The 18,584-nt window shown below is 64.2% G+C and carries 19 protein-coding genes; 5 read left to right on the top strand and 14 right to left on the bottom strand.

Annotated elements, in window-relative coordinates:
* Nucleotides 1-16: 16 nt before the first annotated feature.
* From AB4Z53_RS07665 to AB4Z53_RS07645, 5 genes are all read right to left on the bottom strand, one after another.
* Complete coding sequence (locus AB4Z53_RS07665; RefSeq protein ID WP_441595441.1) at nt 17-832, bottom strand: ABC transporter permease; 816 nt, start codon at nt 830-832, stop codon at nt 17-19.
* Nucleotides 822-1,772: an ABC transporter permease gene (locus AB4Z53_RS07660; RefSeq protein WP_441595440.1), complete on the bottom strand. Its 951-nt coding sequence runs from the start codon at nt 1,770-1,772 to the stop codon at nt 822-824. Before AB4Z53_RS07660 ends, AB4Z53_RS07665 begins: the two co-directional genes overlap by 11 nt.
* Entirely contained in the window at nt 1,769-2,767 is a 999-nt protein-coding gene (locus AB4Z53_RS07655) for an ABC transporter ATP-binding protein (protein ID WP_441595439.1), read from the bottom strand. Before AB4Z53_RS07655 ends, AB4Z53_RS07660 begins: the two co-directional genes overlap by 4 nt.
* Nucleotides 2,768-3,014: 247 nt before the next feature.
* Nucleotides 3,015-4,175, bottom strand: coding sequence for an ABC transporter substrate-binding protein (locus AB4Z53_RS07650; protein ID WP_113540409.1), 1,161 nt, complete (start codon nt 4,173-4,175; stop codon nt 3,015-3,017).
* A gap of 183 nt (nt 4,176-4,358) precedes the next feature.
* Nucleotides 4,359-5,267 (bottom strand): LysR family transcriptional regulator, encoded by a 909-nt coding sequence (locus AB4Z53_RS07645; RefSeq protein WP_113540408.1) that lies wholly within the window; start codon nt 5,265-5,267, stop codon nt 4,359-4,361.
* Between the two features lie 159 nt (nt 5,268-5,426).
* Here AB4Z53_RS07645 and AB4Z53_RS07640 point away from each other — a divergent pair, with 159 nt between their 5' ends.
* Nucleotides 5,427-6,341, top strand: a complete 915-nt coding sequence (locus AB4Z53_RS07640; protein ID WP_441595507.1) for an alpha/beta hydrolase — start codon at nt 5,427-5,429, stop codon at nt 6,339-6,341.
* A 63-nt stretch (nt 6,342-6,404) separates the two neighbouring features.
* Here the strand turns inward: AB4Z53_RS07640 and msrA are convergent, their stop codons facing one another.
* Nucleotides 6,405-7,124: a peptide-methionine (S)-S-oxide reductase MsrA gene (msrA, locus tag AB4Z53_RS07635; RefSeq protein WP_291150940.1), complete on the bottom strand. Its 720-nt coding sequence runs from the start codon at nt 7,122-7,124 to the stop codon at nt 6,405-6,407.
* A 154-nt stretch (nt 7,125-7,278) separates the two neighbouring features.
* Between msrA and AB4Z53_RS07630 the strand changes: the two genes are divergently transcribed.
* Nucleotides 7,279-7,680, top strand: a complete 402-nt coding sequence (locus AB4Z53_RS07630) for an ACT domain-containing protein (protein ID WP_441595438.1) — start codon at nt 7,279-7,281, stop codon at nt 7,678-7,680.
* Between the two features lie 13 nt (nt 7,681-7,693).
* Here the strand turns inward: AB4Z53_RS07630 and AB4Z53_RS07625 are convergent, their stop codons facing one another.
* The 7 genes from AB4Z53_RS07625 to AB4Z53_RS07595 all read right to left on the bottom strand — a co-directional run bounded on the left by AB4Z53_RS07625 (nt 7,694) and on the right by AB4Z53_RS07595 (nt 15,279).
* Nucleotides 7,694-8,113 (bottom strand): GFA family protein, encoded by a 420-nt coding sequence (locus AB4Z53_RS07625; protein WP_441595437.1) that lies wholly within the window; start codon nt 8,111-8,113, stop codon nt 7,694-7,696.
* 105 nt (nt 8,114-8,218) lie between these two features.
* On the bottom strand, nt 8,219-9,817 hold the full coding sequence (locus AB4Z53_RS07620; protein ID WP_441595436.1) for an MFS transporter: 1,599 nt from the start codon (nt 9,815-9,817) through the stop codon (nt 8,219-8,221).
* Complete coding sequence (locus AB4Z53_RS07615; protein ID WP_113540403.1) at nt 9,810-10,274, bottom strand: SRPBCC domain-containing protein; 465 nt, start codon at nt 10,272-10,274, stop codon at nt 9,810-9,812. Before AB4Z53_RS07615 ends, AB4Z53_RS07620 begins: the two co-directional genes overlap by 8 nt.
* A 179-nt stretch (nt 10,275-10,453) precedes the next feature.
* Nucleotides 10,454-11,020: a TetR/AcrR family transcriptional regulator gene (locus tag AB4Z53_RS07610; protein ID WP_441595435.1), complete on the bottom strand. Its 567-nt coding sequence runs from the start codon at nt 11,018-11,020 to the stop codon at nt 10,454-10,456.
* On the bottom strand, nt 11,017-11,511 hold the full coding sequence (locus AB4Z53_RS07605) for an HPP family protein (RefSeq protein ID WP_441595434.1): 495 nt from the start codon (nt 11,509-11,511) through the stop codon (nt 11,017-11,019). The genes AB4Z53_RS07610 and AB4Z53_RS07605 overlap by 4 nt, the downstream gene beginning before the upstream one ends.
* A gap of 109 nt (nt 11,512-11,620) precedes the next feature.
* The gene (locus AB4Z53_RS07600) at nt 11,621-13,615 is read right to left on the bottom strand and encodes a CocE/NonD family hydrolase (RefSeq protein ID WP_441595433.1); all 1,995 of its coding nucleotides are present in this window, start codon (nt 13,613-13,615) and stop codon (nt 11,621-11,623) included.
* Nucleotides 13,616-13,689: 74 nt separating this feature from the next.
* The gene (locus AB4Z53_RS07595; RefSeq protein ID WP_291150960.1) at nt 13,690-15,279 is read right to left on the bottom strand and encodes an ABC transporter substrate-binding protein; all 1,590 of its coding nucleotides are present in this window, start codon (nt 15,277-15,279) and stop codon (nt 13,690-13,692) included.
* A 168-nt stretch (nt 15,280-15,447) separates the two neighbouring features.
* On the opposite strand from AB4Z53_RS07595, the gene AB4Z53_RS07590 reads away from it, so the two are divergent.
* Together AB4Z53_RS07590 and AB4Z53_RS07585 are read left to right on the top strand one after the other, a co-directional pair.
* Nucleotides 15,448-16,233 carry a helix-turn-helix domain-containing protein gene (locus AB4Z53_RS07590; protein ID WP_441595506.1) on the top strand — a complete coding sequence of 262 codons (786 nt, stop codon included), beginning with the start codon at nt 15,448-15,450 and terminating at the stop codon, nt 16,231-16,233.
* 58 nt (nt 16,234-16,291) lie between these two features.
* Nucleotides 16,292-16,633, top strand: coding sequence for a hypothetical protein (locus AB4Z53_RS07585; protein WP_441595432.1), 342 nt, complete (start codon nt 16,292-16,294; stop codon nt 16,631-16,633).
* Between the two features lie 57 nt (nt 16,634-16,690).
* Here AB4Z53_RS07585 and AB4Z53_RS07580 read toward each other — a convergent pair whose 3' ends face one another.
* Complete coding sequence (locus AB4Z53_RS07580) at nt 16,691-18,121, bottom strand: LuxR C-terminal-related transcriptional regulator (RefSeq protein WP_441595431.1); 1,431 nt, start codon at nt 18,119-18,121, stop codon at nt 16,691-16,693.
* A gap of 147 nt (nt 18,122-18,268) precedes the next feature.
* On the opposite strand from AB4Z53_RS07580, the gene AB4Z53_RS07575 reads away from it, so the two are divergent.
* Nucleotides 18,269-18,526 (top strand): DUF1127 domain-containing protein, encoded by a 258-nt coding sequence (locus AB4Z53_RS07575; RefSeq protein ID WP_113540395.1) that lies wholly within the window; start codon nt 18,269-18,271, stop codon nt 18,524-18,526.
* Nucleotides 18,527-18,584 lie beyond the last annotated feature (58 nt).

Raw genomic sequence — 18,584 nt, 5'->3', positions numbered from 1 at the left:
TCCCTTGAAAGTCGAGTTATTTGCCGGCGCCGGCGATCTGGTCGCCGTCGCGGGTGAGGTAGTAGGCGCCGAGGATCGGCAGGAAGGTGACGAGCACCACGACCATGGCAACCACGTTGGTCACCGGGCGCTGGCGCGGGCGGATCAGCTCTTCGAGCATCCAGATCGGAAGCGTCGATTGCTGGCCGGCCGTAAACGTCGTGACGATCACCTCGTCGAAAGACAGCGCGAAGGCGAGCATGCCGCCGGCGAGCAGCGCCGTGCCGATGTTCGGCAGGATGATGTAGCGGAAGGTCTGGAAGCCGTCGGCGCCGAGATCCATCGAGGCCTCGATCAGCGAGCCGGAAATCCGCCGGAAGCGGGCGACCGCATTGTTGTAGACAACGACGATGCAGAAGGTCGCGTGGCCGAGAACGATGGTCCAGAAGGAGAAGGGGATATCGGCCATCGAAAAGGCGGAGCGAAGCGCAATGCCGGTGATAATGCCGGGAAGTGCTATCGGCAGGATGACAAGCAGCGAAATCGTCTCGCGGCCGAAGAAGCGGGTCTGGCTGACCGCGGCGGCGCAGAGCGTGCCGAGCACGAGCGCGACCGAGGTTGCGATCGAGGCGACCTTGACTGACAGCATCAGCGCCGCCCAGACGTCCGGCCGGTTCCAGGCAACGGCAAACCATTGCGTCGTCAGCCCCGGCGGCGGGAACTGGTAGCTCTTTTCCTCAGTCGTAAACGCGTAGAGGAAGATCAGGAGGATCGGCAGGTGCAGGAAGGCGAGGCCAGCGGCGGCCGCGATCTTCAAGCCCATTGGCGAGCGGTTGAGGCGATCAGAGCGCATCGAAGGCCCCCATGCGTTTGGCCACGTAGAGGTAGGCGCCCATGATCACGATCGGCACCACGGTGAAGGCGGCGGCGAGCGGGATGTTGCCGGCCGTGCCCTGCTGGGCGTAAACCGCCTGGCCGATGAAGAGGCGCGACGAGCCGACGATCTGCGGGATGATGTAATCGCCGAGTGTCAGCGAGAAAGTGAAGATCGAACCCGCGACGATGCCGGGCAGCGCCAGGGGAAAGAGCACATAGCGGAAGGTCTGCGCCGGCGTGCCGCCGAGGTCGGAGGAGGCCTCGATCAGGTTTCCCTGTACCCGCTCCAGTGCCGCCTGGATCGGCAGGATCATGAACGGCAGCCAGACATAGACGAAGACGATGAAGGTGCCGGTGTAGCTGACGGAGAGCGAGTTGCCGCCGACGACGGGCAGCGCCAACCAGCCATCGAGCAGCCAGAGCAGGTGCAGCTTGTCGAAGATCCAGGTGAGGATGCCTTCCTTGGCGAGGATCAGCTTCCAGGCGTAGATCTTGACCAGATAGCTCGACCAGAGCGGCAGCATGACGCCGAGATAGAAAAGCACCTTCCATTTTCCCTGCGCATAGCGCGCCGCGTAATAGGCGATCGGGAAGGCGATGACGGCGGAGGCGACGGTGACCGTCGCGGCCATCAGCACGGTGCGCAGGATGATGTCGAGATTGGTCTCGCTGAGGAGCTGGCGATAGGTCGCGAACGTGAACTCGTAGTTGATCAGGCCCGAGAAATCGTCGATCGAGAAGAAGCTCTGCAGCAGTAGTGCGAACAACGATCCGAGATAGACGACGCCGAGCCAGAGCAGCGGCGGCGCGAGCATCAGCGTCAACAGCAGGTGCGGATGGCGCCAGAAGAAGTCCGACAGGCGGCCCGCGGGGCCGCGGCGTTCGGGCAATACGAGGGGTTCGGCAAAGGCGGTCATGCGTCCTCCATCGGGTGCAGCTCGTCGGCGGCGAAGCTGATGGTGACGGGGCTGCCGACCGCAGGCACGGTCAGCGCGGCGGGGCTGGCAACGACGACGCGGGCGCCATCGACATCGACGACGATGCGATTGACAGCGCCGAGGAAACTATGGGCCGAGACGGTTCCGGAGAGGCTGAGTGCGCCGTCCCACGGTTTGGAAATGGAGATCGCCTCAGGGCGCAGGCTGGCGGAGGGCGCCTTCAGGCCGAGCCGCTGGCAAAGCTTTTGCGGCAGCACGTTGGACGAGCCGACGAAATCGGCGACGAACCGCGTCTTCGGCTGCTTGTAGACATCTTCCGGGCGGCCGAGTTGCTGGATGCGGCCATCGTTGAAGACGGCAATGCGGTCGGCCATCGAGAGCGCTTCGCCCTGGTCGTGGGTGACGAAGACGAAGGTGATGCCGAGCGACTTCTGCAGGCTCTTCAATTCTTCCTGCATCTGCTCGCGCAGCTTCAGATCGAGCGCGCCGAGCGGCTCGTCGAGGAGCAGCACCTTGGGCTTGTTGACCAGCGCCCGGGCGAGCGCCACGCGCTGGCGCTGACCGCCGGAAAGCTGGCCGGGGCGGCGGGTGCCATAGCCCGGCAGCTTGACCATGGCGAGCGCGTCTTCTGCCGCCTTGCGGCGTTCCTCGCGGCCGACACCCTTGACCATCAGCCCGTAGGCGACATTGTCGAGGATCGAGAGATGCGGGAAGAGGGCGTAATCCTGAAAGACGGTGTTGACGCTGCGGCGATAGGGCGGAACGCCCTCGGCGGTTTCGCCGAAGATTTCGATATGGCCGCCGGTCGGTTGCTCGAAGCCGGCCATCAGGCGCAGACACGTGGTCTTGCCCGAACCGGAGGGGCCGAGCATGGCGAAGAATTCGCCCTCGGCAACCTCGAGGTTCACGCCATCGACGGCGCGCACGGCGCCGAAGTGGCGGGAAACATTGTCGAAGAGAACGGCGGTGGTCATTGAATGGCTCCGGAAAGTTTAGCCCCTCATCCCCGCGGGGGGAAGGGAAGTGCCCCTCATCCCCGCGGTGAGGGTAAGGCCCTCATCTGCCCTGCCGGCCACCTTCTCCCCGCAGGCGGGGCGAAGGGAACACCAGGCGGGCGTTTTGCCTCAAGCGGTCCGTTGGCTTGGCCGGAGGCGTTCCCTCTCCCCGCGTGCTGGGAGAGGGCTAGGGCGAGGGGCAGAATGCTTGCTTTGTGGTCGCGGTTCAGCGGCCGCCGATCACGCCGATGTAGTCGGAGACCCAGCGGTGATAGGGTACGCATTCGCCCTGGCTTGCGCACTTCGTCACCGGCGTCTTCCAGAACTTGACCTTGTCGAAGTCCTCGTAGCCGTTGGTCTTGCAGCCGGCGTCGGTCAAGAGCTCGTTGCCCTTGCAGGCCGCACCGACCGACGGATTGGCGCCGAACCAGGCGGAAACGTCGCCCTGGACCTTCGGCGACAGCGAGTGTTCCATCCACATGTAGGCGCAGTTCGGATGCTGGCTATCGGCATGCAGCATGGTCGTATCGGCCCATCCGGTTACGCCTTCTTCCGGAATGGTGGATGCGATCGGCAGCTTTTCGGCTTCCATCAGGTTCACCTGGAACGGCCAGGAACCGGAGGCGACGACGCCTTCGTTCTTGAAGTCGTCGATCTGGATCATCGCGTCGTGCCAGTAACGGCCGACCAGCTTGCGCTGACCGCGCAGCAATTCGAGGGCCGCCTTGTACTGGTCTTCATTGAGCTCGTAGGGGTCCTTGATGCCGAGGTCCGGCTTGTGCGCCATCAGGTAGTTGGCGGCGTCGGCCACATGGATCGGGCCGTCATAGGCCTGGACGCGGCCCTTGTTGGACTTGCCGTCGGGCAGGTTCATTTCCTCGAAGACGACGTTCCAGCTCTTCGGTGCTTCACCCTTGAACGCATCCTTGTTGTACATCAAGACGTTCGGGCCCCAGACGTAAGGGGTGCCGTAGTGCACGCCGTTGACCGTGAACCAGGGCGCATTCTGCATGCGCTCGTCGATCGTCTTCCAGCTGGGGATGAGGTCGGTGTTGATCGGCTGGACGCGCTTGCCGGCGACGAGGCGCAGCGAGGCGTCGCCCGAGGCGGTGACGAGATCGAAGCCGCCTTCGTTCATCAGCGCCACCATTTCGTCGGAGGTGGCGGCGGTCTTGACCGAAACCTTGCAGCCCGTCTGCTTTTCGAAATCCGTGACCCAGTCGTAGTTCTTGTCGGTCTCGCCGCGCTCGATGTAGCCGGCCCAGGCGACGATGGAGAGTTCGCCTTCACCCTTGCCGAGTTCCTTCAGCGGCTCCTGCGCGAATGCCGGGGCTACAAGGCCGAGCGACAGGGTCAATGCCGTGCAGGATTTGAGCATCTGCTTCATCTGAATTCTCCCAGTTTTGAGCCGCGTTTTGCGGCTTCGTTCCCAATATGAAGCGTGCCTTGCTTTCACCGTATTCGCAAATTCATTAAACAGAATGTCGCTTTCGGTTTTTCCGATATCTATAGTCGGGAGGCACGCCAAGGGTGTGGTCAGTGGCGGGAGAAGGCTAATAAATCCAGGGAATTAGCGCGGTCTGGCGCTTCGGAGCGCCTCGGCGATGCCGACGAAATCGCGCGCCGATTGTGGCAGGCCGGAACCCTTGCGCCAGACCATGCCGACCTGGACGACGGGAAGGGCGCCCGAGACGTCGCGGCTTTCGATACGGTCGCCTTCCAGCGACCAGGGGCGGTAGACGAGGTCGGGAAGGAGCGCGATGCCGGCGCCGGTCGCGACCAGGCTGCGCACCGCTTCGACCGAGCGGGTACGGAACGCCACATGCGGGCGGGCGCCGAGCGCGGTCAGAAGCTTGCCGGTGTTCTCCTCGATTTCGTCCACCGTCAGCATGATCAAGGGCTCCTTGGCGATATCGCTGACGGAGATGATATCGGCGCTGACGAGCGGATGGCCGATCGGCAGCCACAGGCGATAGGGCGAAGTCTCGAGGATCTCCGCCTGCAGCGCCATGCGGTCGCGCAGGTTGGAGATGACCATGACGGCGACGTCGAGTTCGCCGCCGATCAGCAGATGTTCGAGATAGGAGCCGTTGTCCTCGATGGCGCTGACCTCGACGCCGGGGCAGGCGCGGCGATAGCGGGCCAAGAGATCGGAAAGCACATAGCCGGCAACGAGCGAGGTGACGCCGAGATTGAGCTTGCCGCCGGTCTCCTCGCGGCTGTCGGAAAAGCTGCGGCGCGCGTCCGAGACGTTGGCGAGGATCTTGGTCGCGTGGCGCAGGAACTGGTGGCCGTTATGGGTGATCGACAGGCCGCGCGGATGCCGATCGAAAAGCTCGACGCCGAGGTCGCCTTCGAGCTCCTTGATCGCCTCGGTGATCGAGGATTGCGAGATCGACAGGTTCTGCGCCGCACGGGTGATCGACCCCTGTTCGGCAACGGCGACGAAATATTGCAACTGTCTGAAAGTGAAGGCCATGGCGCGAGTTAATAGGTGCGGCGTGCGGCTGGCAAGCGCCGAAACGCTAGCGGATCGACGCTGATTTTTTCCTCTTATGTCGGTTTTCGGACAGGGAGCGGGATTGCCGATGCTAAGCTGCGAGCGGAGCGGAGCAGCGGGAGGATTGACGTGGACCAGATGACCAAGCGGCCGATGCCGACGGAAGAGGGGATCCTCGCCTTTCACCGCCGCTGCGAGGCGTTCTATCCGGCCGATGCGGTTGATGCGTCGATCGAGCAGCAGCGCAAATGGTACGATGCGCTCTGCGCCGAATTCGATGCGCCGAGCCCGGAAGGTCTCACCCGCGAGGATGCGCTCGTCGACGGCCGCATCAAGGTCCGGCGCTACCGGCCGGCGACGGTTTCGACGAACACCCGCATCTACTATATCCACGGCGGCGGCTTTGTCGTCGGCTCGCTTAACAGCCATGACGCGATCTGCGCCGAGCTTGCGGATATTGCCGAAGCCGAACTGGTGTCGGTCGACTACCGGCTGGCGCCGGAGCATGTCTGGCCCGCGGCCTTCGATGATTGCTACGCGGTGCTCCAGGCGCTTCTGTCCGACGGCCGTCCCGTCGTCGTTACCGGCGATAGCGCCGGCGGCAATCTCACGGCGGGCATCGTGCTCAAGGCCCGGGCGGAAGGCCTCACTGGCATCGTCGGCCAGGTGCTGATCTATCCGGGCCTTGGTGGTGATCTCGTCTCGGGCTCCTATGAGGAGATGGCCGAGGCGCCGGGGCTGACGACCGCCGATGTCAGCTACTATCGTGATATCCTGAAGGCGCCGGCCGACAATCCCTTCGCCGCGCCCTTGGCGGAAACGGACCTTTCCGGCTTGCCGCCGAGCTATATCACCGGCGCCTTCTTCGATCCCTTGCGCGACGATGCGCGTATCTACGCTGCCCGGCTTGCCGCCGCCGGCGTCAACGTCACCTTCCGCGAGGAGCCGCAGATGATCCACGCCTGGCTCAGGGCGCGGCACATGAGCGAAGGCGCGCGCGAAGGGTTTCAGCGGCTGGCGGAGGGTGTCGCTGTTCTTGCCGGCACCCGCTGACGCTCCCCTGCGAGACGCCGCAGCGCCTGCGTGAAAGCCACGTCGCCCGTTTCCCGAAATGGCCTAGCTCTTCGCCTTGAACACCAGCACCGGATTTGCCCGGAAGGCCTGCGGGAAGAGGGCCTTCAGGTTGTCGATCTTCGGCAGGTCGTTATAGACGATATAGGGGTGGGTCGGATTTCGCGTCAGGAAATCCTGGTGATAATCCTCGGCGGCGTAGAAGCCCTTGAAAGGCGAGACTTCCGTGACGATTGCCGCCGGGAAGGCGCCTGATTTGCCAAGCTGGGCTATGTAGCCATCGGCGATGTGCTTCTGCTCCGATGTCACCGTGAAGACCGCCGAGCGATATTGTGTGCCGTGATCGGGCCCCTGATAGTTGAGTTGCGTCGGGTTGTGGGCGACGGAGAAGAACACCTGCAGCAGCCGGCCATAGCTCACTTCGCGCGGATCGAAGGTCACTTCCACCGATTCCGCGTGGCCGGTCTTGCCGCCGCTCACGGTCTCGTAGTCGGCAGTGGCCGCCATGCCGCCGGAATAGCCGGAGACGGCTTTCCTCACGCCTTTCACATGCTGGAAGACGCCCTGGACGCCCCAGAAGCAGCCGCCGGCGAAGACGGCGATTTCCGTCGATGCGGATGATTTTTCGTCGAGCGATGGTGGCGGGATGACGACGGCCGGTTCCTGGGCTGCGGCGATCGGTGCCGAGCAGAGCAGCGCGGCCAAGGCAGCGGCGAGGATGACGGAGGGTCTGCCTGAAGCATTTGCCGACTTGCTGCGCGCCATCGTTTCCTCCACCACCCGGCTTCCACGCCGGACGTTTGATGACCTCATGTTTTCACGGGAAAGACAATGGTCAAATCGCGTTCGCGTGCTTCACGCCAACGTGACGATCCGCTACCACTTCTTGCGAAGAGGCGTTGCGCACGGGAGGAATGACATGGCCGGAGAAACGGATCTCGCGAAACTCCTGGCGACGATGAACCCGGTGCTGTTTCCGCAGACCTATGTCTATTGCACGGTCGCCTATCGGGATGCGGCGCGCTACGAGGCGCTGGAGCCGCTTGCCACCTATCGCGAGGACGAGGGGCTGACGCTGGTCGTTACGCGGGCCGCCGCCGACGGGGCGGGGCTCGGCTACGGCCCGTTGCTTCGCCGCATCACGCTCAACGTGCACTCGGCGCTCGAAGCCGTCGGGTTGACGGCGGCGGTTGCGGCGGCGCTGACGCGCGAGGGCATCAGCGCCAATGTGATCGCCGCCTATTACCACGACCACATCTTCGTGCCGGAAGCGGATGCCGATCGGGCGCTCGATGCGCTCCGGGCGCTGACCGTCGCGTGATAGGAGGCCACGCCTACATGAAGCGCGTGTCGGCGGGCGGGTTGAAGTGGTCGTTGTCGCGGCCGTCTTCATAGATGATCGGCGCCTCGGCGAGTTCCGCGTCGCTGACGCCATCGAGGCAGGCGACATTGACCGCGTAGAAATGGCCGATGAAATCCTTGTGGTAGCCGCGCGAAAAGGGCCGGACACCGCAGCGGCTGCAAAAGTAGTGATCGACGTCGCCTTCGATCCAGCTCGAATTGTCGGCTCGATAGCTCGTCAGCCGGTCCTTGCCTGACGTGATCTCGAATTCCTCGCGCAGAGCGAAGGACTTCTGCATCCGCGTCTTGGCGCAGAAGGAGCAGTTGCAGCGGCGGATGCCCTCGGCAAGATCGAGCTGGCCTTCGAAGGTGACGGCCTTGCAATGGCAACTGCCGCGATAGAGCTTCTTCATCGGTTTCCTCCCTGATTTCAGGCGTAGATCAGCGTTCGTCGACCGAATGGCCGACGTTGCCGGGTGCGGTGTGCGTTGATGCCGCGGCGACCTTCGCCGCGGGTGTCATCCGACGTTGCCGGATGGCGCTGCCTTGTCGAGCAGCCCAGGGTCGCCGCCGGTATCGCCATCGCGCGCCTTGCGCAGGAGTACGAAAGCGATGAGCGCGGTGGCAAGCGACAGGAACACGCAGATCGAGGCGGTGAAGGCGAAGGACTGGGTGAAGACACCGCGCGCTGCCGTCAGTAGCCGTTCGGCATCCGCTGCGGGCAGGTTGGACGCAACCGCGACGGCGCCGCCCAGCGTCTGCCGTGCCGCCGCGATCACTTCTTCCGGCAACCCGGTCACCACCAGTTCGTCCATCCGGCCGCGATAGGCGGATGTCAGCAGGCTGCCGAGCACCGCAATGCCGAGCGCGCCGCCGAACTCGAAGCTGGTTTCCGAGATCGCCGAGGCGGCACCTGCGCGCTCCGGCGGCGCGGAGCCAACGATCATGTCCGTCGTCAAGGTCCCGATCGAGGCGAAGCCGAGGCAGAGGACGACGAGGCCTGTGGTGACGAGCAGCGGGCTGCTCGACGTGCCGACCTGGGTGCAGATCGCAAAACCGATGGCCGCGAGCACGAAGCCGGAGGCGATCAGATTGGAGGCGGCAATGCGCGTGGCAAGCATCGGCACTCCCATCGAGGCGACGATCATCGCGACGCCCGTCGGCATCGACCAGAGCCCGGCGACGAAAGGCGAAAGCCCGAGGACAAGCTGCAGATACTGGGCGACGAACAGGAAGGCACCAAAGCCGACGAACATGCCGAGGATGTTGACGCCGAGCGCGGCACTGAATGTCGGCGTCCGGAACAGCCTGAGATCGATCAGCGGGTCGGCAAGGCGGAGCTGGCGCCGTGCAAACAGGATCGCGACGGCGACGCCAAGCAGAATGAAGAAGACCGCGGTCGTGTCGAGCCCGGCTTCGGCAATGTGCTTTACGCCGTAGATCACCGAAAGCACGGCCACAAGCGACTGGGCGGCGCTGGTGAGGTCGATCCGGCCGGCCTCGGGGTCCCGGAATTCCGGCAGCAGGATCGGCCCGAGGATCAGGATCAGCACCATGACCGGGACCGCGAGAAGGAAGACCGAGCCCCACCAGAACTGCGACAGCATGAGGCCGCCGACCACGGGGCCAATGGCACCGCCGGCGGAAAAGCTGGCAAGCCAGACGCCGATCGCGAAAGTGCGTTGCCTGTCATCCAGGAACATGTTGCGGATGAGCGAAAGGGTGGAAGGCGCAAGCGTCGCCGCCGCCACGCCGAGCACGGCACGCGCGAGGATCAGAGTCTCTGCGTTCCAGGCGAAGGCGGCGAAGATCGAGGCGATGCCGAAGGCGATCGAGCCGATCATCAGCAGGCGCCGTCGGCCGATACGGTCGCCGAGCGTGCCCATGGTGATCAGCGATCCTGCGACCATGAAGCCGTAGATGTCGATGATCCAGAGAAGCTGACCGGCGGAAGGTTTCAGTTCCTCGGTCAACTGCGGGACCGCGAGGTTCAGCACCGTCAGGTCCATGGAATAGAGCATGCAGGGCAGGGCGAGCACGGCGAGCCCGATCCATTCACGGCGGGTCGCCTTCGGACCGGGCGCGTTTTCGGTTTCAAAGTTCGAAATCTCAGACATGGTCGACGTAATCCCTGAGCCGCTCGAGGCACTCGCCCCAGCCATCCTGGTGCGAGTCGCGCTCTTCGACGGTCTCGAATGGTGTTTGCTGGAAGACAAGCCGCGTCTTGCCGCCGATGTCGGCAAAGGAAACGGTGACCAGCGTATCGCTGCCGGGCTGGCCGTCTTCGTCCCAGGCGAAGGTGAATACCAGCTTCTCGGGCTCGCGCACTTCGCGATAGAGGCCGCTCATCCAGTAGTCCTGCCCTTCGGGCGAGCGGATGCAAGCGCGCCAGGCGCCGCCCGGGCGGAAGTCCACGTTGACCGAATGGGGCGTGAAATCCCGCGGTCCCCACCAGCGCAACAGGTGCTCGGGCGTCGACCAGACCTTGAAGACGAGGCTTACCGGCGCTTCGAAGTCGCGCACGATCTCCAGGCTGATATCCTTGCGCGTTGCGTTGGCGGTCGCCGCTGTCATGAAGCCTCCTCCATGGGCGCCCCAATGCGCCCAGTCTTTAACCGTAGAGTTATTTAACTCATCGGTTAATATCTGCGCGCAGAGGCGGTTGTCAAGGAGGGCTCGAGCGGCGATCTGATTTTTGTCAACTTGAGGCTGAGGGAGGCCCGCCGGCGCGGCTTCCCCTCATGGTGCGCCCTTCACGACGGTACGGGCAGGCACCTTGCCTTAAGGCGAGCGAGGACCCGGCCGAAGACGCTGGGGTCGTCGAGGCTGCGGGCGAGGATCAACGCCCCCTGGATGCCGCCGACGATTTCTTCGGCAAGAGCAGCGCTTTCTGCCTTCTCCGTACCGCTGCGTACGAGTGTGACCGCGAGGTCGGAGCGCCAGTCGGAGAAGTAGCTGTTGAGTTCGCGCGCAAAGCGGTCGTGTGCCCCGCTCGCTGCGATCACGCCCATCAGGCAGAGGCGACGACCCTGGCGAAAATAGCCGTCGACGCCGGCAAACATCTGGTCGAGCGCTTTTTCCGCGTCCGTCGCGCCGCGCAGCACGTCAAAGATATGGGTCCGGAACCAGGCGGAGATATCGCCGAGCACCGCCTCGGCCATCTCTTCTTTGCCGCCGGGAAAGAAGTGGTAGAGGCTGCCCTTGCCGAGGCCGGTCTTCTCGGTGATCAGGCTGAGGCTTGTGCCATCGTAACCGTGCTCGCGGAAGATCTCCGCAAGCATGGCGATCACGTCCTTTCGCTCAGTGACGACGCGGCTCATGCCGGCTTCCTCACAAGCGGATACTCGACCTTGGCGAAGCGATGGAACAGCGCGCCAACGGTAACGAGTATCAGCGAGCCGGTCAGCACTGGAAAGAGCAGGAACTCGAAACCGGGATCGCCTGCAAAGACGACAAGCGGATTGGCGCCGGCCGGCGGGTGGGTGATGCGCAGCGCCGCCATCAGCGCGATTGCCGCGCCGACCGCGATCGCCACCGCCCACCATTCGTTTGGAAAGACTGACCTGAGGACCAGGCCGACGAGGGTGGCGACGAAGTGGCCGCCGACCACATTGGCCGGCTGCGACAGCGGACTGGCGGCCACCGAGAAGATCAGCACGCAGCTTGCCCCGAAGGGAGCCATCAACATGGGATGGCCGACGAGATTGGTGAGCGCGCCGACGGCGGCGATGGCCACGAGGCCACCGACGCCGGCGATGAGCCCGCGAGAGATGTGAATGGGAGGCTGATGACGCGAGAAGAAATGGCGCATGATTGTACCAATCGGTAAACTCTTTACCGATTGGTACAATGACTGGCGCGAGATGTCAATGCGGGATGGGGTAGGGGGCGGCACCCAAGAGCTCGCCGCCCCGTTCCCATCACATCAAGTCGCGGGGAATCCGCTTCTTGAAGTGCTTCTCGAAGATCTGCGTCTCGCCCTCGTAGGCGACGACCTCGCCCTCGGTGACCCACTCGCTTTCGGTGCAGTGGAGCGTCGATGTTGCCACTGTGCGCACCGACCAGCCGTCACGCTTGGCGACGCAGGTCCAGGTCGAGGTTCCGATCATCGACAGCGGATCGTCGGGTGCGATCGACCAGGTTTCGTCGCGGATGTCCTGGGTGGCAAGGCCGGTCTCCGGATGTTGGGAGAGGCCGGTGTCCTCGTAGATCCGGTAGTGGGTCATGCCGTGCGTCATGTCACGCTCGACGGTGCGGCTGGTGATGCCGCGTGCGAGTTCGCGATATTTCGGAAGCGGATCCGGGTTCTCCGGCTCGGGGACCGCTATTTCCCGATGGGCGCCCAGGAGCGGAAGTGCCAGCGACAGGCTTGCCGTGTCGATCGTCAGGCCCGGGTCGGTGGGCGACGGCAGGATCAGCGGCCAGTACGAGGTCGACAGCGAGACGCGAATGCGGTTTCCGGTGCGGAAACGGTAGCCGCAAGCATCGAGCACCAGCGTGATCCGCGTCTTGCGGCCGGGCTCCATGGCACGCGGCTGGGCGTTGCCGTCGCGGTGCGCCAGGTTGAGCACGCCGAAAGCGACCCGGGTGGCGTTGCCATCCGGATGCACGTCGACGAGACGGACGGCGAGATTGGCCGTTGCCGCCTGGCAGGTGACGTCGACGGTCAGCGTCGGCTGGCCCAAATAGTCGGCGGCTTCCAGCAGCGGTGCCGTCTCGAAGACAAGCGAGCCGGCATCATCGATGCGCTGGTCGCCGGCCATTTCGGCATCGGGCTTCAGCGTGAAATATTCGCCGGATGCCGTGCCGGTATCGAGTGGCGATTTGAGATAGATCTCGCCGATGCCGGTGCCGCCGGCCGACGGCGTCAGCCGGCCATCATGGGAAACGCCGAAGAGCTGCATTTCCGGTGCGGTCCAGGCGTCTTTCGCCACCCAGCGCCCGGGGTCGCTGTCACGCCGGAGCGACGGGCGCGGGCCGTCGAGGATATAGGCGCGCACCTGCGGCCCGTTCTCGGCGCCGTTTTCCTCGTTGCGCAGCCAGCGGTTCCACCAGCGGATCGCCTCGCCATGGAAATCGGCGCGCGGCTTCGGGAAGGCGAAATGCGGGTATTTGTGCACCCACGGGCCGATCAGTGCCTTGGCCTTGTCGCCGAGGCCTTCGACCGCTTTCAAGGGCGTGTTGCGGTAGCCATCGGCCCAGCCGGCGATGACCAGCGCCGGGATGCCGACCTTGTCAAAATCTTCGCAGATCGATCCGTGCTGCCAGAATTCGTCGCGACGCTGGTGCTCCAGCCACTCCTCCATGAAGAAGGGTTCTTTTTCCAGCCGCTCCATCCACATCTGCTTCCAGCGGTCGCCGACGATCGCCGGATCCGGCGAGCGCGCCTGGTAGCCGAGCATGGTCGCGGCCCAGGACAGTTGGGCGGAGAGGTGGCAGCCGTTCTTGTAGTGGATGTCGTCGTTGTAGCGGTCGACCGTGGAGGCAATGGAGATCACGGCTTTCAGCGCCGACGGCCTCAAGGCGGCGACCTGCAGGCAGTTGAAGCCACCCCAGGAGATGCCCATCATGCCGACCTTGCCGTTGGACCAGGGCTGTGCGGCGATCCATTCGACGATCTCGCAGCCGTCGGAAAGCTCGCGTGGCGTATATTCGCCGTCGATGACGCCTTCGCTCTCGCCGGAGCCGCGGATATCGACGCGCACGCCGGCAATGCCGGCGGCGGCAAAGACCGGGTAGGTGGACTCGTCACGCAAGCTCGTGCCGCCCTGCTTGCGATAGGGCAGGTATTCGAGCACGGCCGGAACCGGATCGGCCTTAGCGGCGGCGGGCATCCAGATGCGGGCGGCAAGCTCGGTGCCGTCCTTCAGCCGGATCCATTCGTTTTCGATGACAGTGAATTCGCGTTCTGACATGTCGTTCTAGCGATCTCTTTTGTTCTCTTGGGAAGTGCCGGACGCGAGCCCGCGTCCGGCTTTCGTCGCAAGGCTTAGCTGTCGAACCAGACGCGGCTGCCGACGTAGCCGTTGGAAAGGTCGTTGCCGATGTCGTCGACGAAGCCCTTGAGCGATGCCGAGGCGGCGTTCACATAGTCGTTGAAGACCGGCAGGATCAGCCCGCCTTCGTCGCGCACCGTCATCGCCATGGTGTGGTACATCTCCTTGCGCTTGGCCTCGTCAAGCTCGGAGCGGGCCTGGAGCAGAAGCTTGTCGAAGTCCTCGCGCTTGAAGCGCGTGTCGTTCCACTCGGCGGTCGAGAGGTAGGAGGTCGAGTAGCGCGAATCCTGCGTCGGACGGCCGCCCCAGTAGGAGGCGCAGAAGGGCTGCACGTTCCAGACATTGGTCCAGTAGCCGTCCTCCGGCTCGCGTCGCACTTCGATCTCGATGCCCGCCTTCTTGGCGCTTTCCTGGAAGAGCACGGCGGCGTCGGCAGCACCGGGGAAGGCGGCGTCGGACGTGCGCAGCAGGATCGGCCGGTCGTGGCCGGACTTCTTGAAGTGGAAGGCCGCCTTGTCCGGGTCATAGGCCCGCTGCTCGATGCCTTCGGGGGCCAGCGCGTAGTTGCCGTTGACCGGATAGTCGTTGCCGAGCGTGCCGAAGCCGCCGAGCACCCGGTCGAGGATCGCCTGGCGGTCGACCGCATATTTCAGCGCCAGCCTCAGGTCGTTGTTGTCGAAGGGCGCGGTGTCGCAATGCATCAGGAAGCTGTAGAAGCCCTTGCCCGAGGTCCTGATGATCTCGACGCGCGGGGCGCGCTTCAAGAGCGGCACGGTCTTCGGGTCGATGTTGTTGATGAAATGGACCTGGCCGGAGGAAAGGGCGGCGATGCGGGCCGTGGTGTCGTTCATCACGATGATCTCGACACTGTCGACGAAGCCGCGGTCGGAGCGCCAGTCGTCGGCGTTCTTCTCGAAGGTGGCGCGCAGGCCGGCCTCATAGCTCGAGAGCTTGTAGGGACCGGTGCCGATGGGCGAGGCCGGATTGTCGATGCCGCCCTTCGGTTGGATGATCAGGTGATAGTCGGTCAGAAGCAGCGGCAGGTCGGCATTGCCTTCGGTGAGCGTCAGCACCAGGCTGCCTGCCTTCTCCTCGATCGTCTTGATCGAGCGCATCAGCCCGAGGGCGCCGGACTTGGAGCCTTCGTCCGCATGGCGCTTCAGCGTCGCGACGACGTCGGCCACCGTCAGCTTGCTGCCGTCGTGGAAGCTGACATCGCTGCGGATCTTGAAGGTCCACTGCGACGCATCGGCCGAGGGCTCCCAGGATTCGGCAAGCGCCGGCAGCGGCGCGCCGGTTTTCGGGTCGGATTCGACCAGCGTGTCGCCCCAGAGGTGACCGATGACGAAGGAGACGGAACCGCTATAGGCGGCGGGGTCGAGCGAATCGGTTGTTGCACCGCCCTTGAGGCCGAGCTTCAGATGGCCGCCGCGCTTCGGCTCCTGAGCCCTTGCGCCCGTTGCCGTCAAAGTACCGCCCAGTCCGGCGGCAAGACCAAGCGCCGCGGTGCCGGCCAGAAAGCCGCGCCGGCTGAGGTTGGCCGGGACGAGAAGGCCGTCGGGTCGCTTCGTGAATTCGGTCATTTCCAGGTTCCCTTTGTGTGATGCTTCTGAGCAAAACCTATCGTCTGGCAGGCCGCACACAATTTCGCGACTTGACGCTTCCTTACGCTCTTTTACGCTACAACGACGCCTGCGGTTCGACTGAGCGCGGCGTCGTTTGAGTGAGGTTCGGAAAGCACCGTGCAGAACATCGAAATCTTCGCCGCGAATTTGCGGTTTGCCTGCGCGACACGGCGGTCGATCTCGCAGATCTGCCGCGAAATCGGCATCAACCGGCAACAGTTCAACCGCTATATCGGCGGCGAGGCGCGACCGTCGCCGCACAATGTCGTGCGCATCGCCCGCTTCTTCGGATTGGCGGCCGAGGATTTTTCGCTGCCGGCGAAACAGTTCGAGGCGCGGATGATGCGGCCGGATCGCGACCGGTCGGAGGCGGGGCTGCTGCTCGAGGGATTTCCCGGTGACATCACCGGTCTCCGGCGCCACATCGGCTACTACCAGACCTATCACGTCTCGCCGTCCTGGCCGGGGCTCGTCGTTTCCTCCTGCGCGCGGATCCACGAGGAGGCGGGCTCGATCCGGGTAAAGTCGATCGAGCGCATCCGCGATCCTGTCAACGAGATCCAGCAGTTCTCGAAATATGTCGGGCTCGTCACCTTCTGGCGAAACCGCATCTTCATCGCCGAGCGCAGCATCGGGCGCGAGCCGATGCTGGCGCAGACGATCCTTCTGCCTTTCGAAGTGCATCAGCGGGTCTATCTGCGCGGCACCACCATGGGGGTCTCCTGGCGCAAGGAAAACCTGCCCTATGCGTCCCGGATGATCTGGCGCTATCTCGGTCAGCAGCCGGATCTGCGGCAGATGCTCTCGCGCTGCGGTGTGCTTTCCTTCGGTTCACGGCTGATGCCGCAGACGGTCCGCGCCTTCCTCGATACGCCCGATGCCGAGCTGTTGACCGTGCCGACCGAATATTGAGGTGGGGCCCTGGCCATGTGATAGGTTTCGACGAAACGGGTATATCGAGGAGGGGACCATGAAATCCGCGCCGGCCGTTATCGCCTGCCTTTGCATCGCATGGYCGATGCCACCGGCAATGGCCGAGGAGGCGCGTGCGCCGATCCCGTCCTGCGCACTTTCGGGCGCCTCCAGCGTCATGATCGGCGGCCAGCCGGCGCTCAGGCTCTCCGACGTCGCCAATTGTCCGCCGGAACTTTACGTGGTGGTGCCGAGCATCATGATCGAGGGGCAGCCGGTCGTGCATTTCCGCGCCGGCAGCGGCGCCAAGGGCGATTGCTCGGCGAGGGGCGAGGCGACGGTGACCTTTGAAGGCGAGGCAGCCCAGAGGGTGGGCGACGTCGACTGCCGGCAGAAGTGATGCTGCACATGTCTGCCGAAACCCGATGAGGCATGTGACGCCGTTTCTGTCTCTGCCTTAGTCGAACATCGCCAGCCGGCATCCTTCCTGGACCGCTTGCAGCGCCGGAGGATTGGTGACCGGGTAGCCGGCGATGAACCGGTCGACCGAGAACAGCGGGAACTCGGTCTTGAGCCTCAGCGCGGTGCTTGCCGCTTCCGACGATTGCCCGACAAACGCCTGCGCCATCGCTTGGAACATGAGCGTGTTCGGCGCCTCCTGCGAACTGCGCCCCAGCGCCGAAAGGGCCTCCGCATGGCGTCCGGTGACGAAGAGGACGCGGCCGAGCATGCCGTAGTACCAGGGCGGCGCCAACGGATTGAGGGACAGCGCCTTTTCGATCAACACGATCGCTTCGTCCGGATCTCCGGCGACCAGAGCCTTGCTTCCGGCCAGAAGCGCCAGCGTGTCGGCATTGTGCTTGCCGTGCTGGAACGCGAGTATCTGGGCGTCGGCGGCGCCCTTGAGATCTCCCATGCATGCCTTGAGGTCACCAAGGCATGTGTGGGCGAACGGGTTCGTCGGATCGAGCCGCAGGGCCTGTTCGACTGCCGACTGCCAGTTGCCGATGCTCGTCCCAAGGTCAATGCCATAACCGTTGCAGGCCTGAACGGAGTAGGCATAGGCCAGTTCGATCCACGCTTTTACCCGGGCCGGGTCCAGTTCCAGCGACCGCGTGAGGAGGCGGATCGCCGCGGCGTTTCCCTCCGCGCTGAACCGGTTGAGCTGCTCGGCTCCGAGCAGATAGTAATCATAGGAATGCAGGTTCGAGGGCGCCTTGTTGCGGCTGGCGTTGCGCCCGAGTGCGGCCAGCTTGCCGAAGCAGCCGGCCAGCGCGTTGACGACGCACTCCGTCAGATTGTCCTGAAGCGCAAGGATGTCTCCGATCGGCCGGTCGTAGCGTTCGCTCCACAGCGTCATGCCGGAACGCGTTTCCGAGAGCTGGATCGTCAGCCGTACCTGCCGGTCGTCGGCGCGCACCTGGCCGGTGACCGCATAGGTCGCGCCGATCGCCTGGACATGGTCATCGTAGCTTTCCGGACGGTTGCCGAGCAGCTTCATGGTGTGAAAGGCGACGACGGGCAGATCGGCGTAGCGCGCGAGATCGACGCAGATATCCGACGAGAGGCCGTCGGCGAACCGGCGCCAACGCTGCTCCTCGTTGAGGCTTTCGATCGGGAACAGGGCGAGCACCGGTGGTCCTTCCTCCACGACGGCCGCGGCCCTTGCCTCCGTGGGCCCGGCTATCTCCGACGCGAGCTCGATCTTGTTGCGAACGCCGAGCTTGCCATAGATGGTCGCGAGATGGCTGCGCACCGTCGATGGCGCGACGCAGAGCGCTTCGCCGATCTGGCGATAGGTCAGGCCAGCAGCAAAGCGCTCGGCGACTGCGCGCTCGCGATCCGACAGGAGCGCAGGCACAAAGCGACGCGTCAGGATGCGGGCCATACCTGCCTCCTTGTCGTTCCTCTCGTTCACTCTGCTGCGGCTCCAGCAAAATACTACAAATGCTGGACGCAAAACACCGCACATGCGCGATTGCCGCATAGCTCTATGAGGCTAGAGTTGCACTGAACATCACGCGGGAGGACGACCATGAGCAAGCTTCTGTCAGGCATGTCCGACTTCTACCACTCCGTATCCGAGGACGTCGATCAGACGGCGGAGCCCGGCGACAGCCGCATCACCAAGTGGTTTCACCCAAAGCGCCTCTTTGCCATGTGGGACGATCGCCAGCACTACCGCGATCAGCTTGCCCATATGGCAGCCGACGCGCCGGAGCTGATCGATGATATCGGCCTGACGGAAAAGCAGGTCGACACCGAGGTCAAGAAGCCCTTCTGGCAGCATTGAGGCTGGTCCGCATCAAAGGGGTAAACAGCGAAGTCGTCCGCCACGCCGTGACAGCGTG

This window comes from Ensifer sp. 2TAB8 (genome assembly GCF_052115125.1).
Lineage (GTDB): Bacteria > Pseudomonadota > Alphaproteobacteria > Rhizobiales > Rhizobiaceae > Ensifer.
Note: the sequence above shows the minus strand (reverse complement) of the source record. Positions and strands in the feature narration are given on the sequence as shown.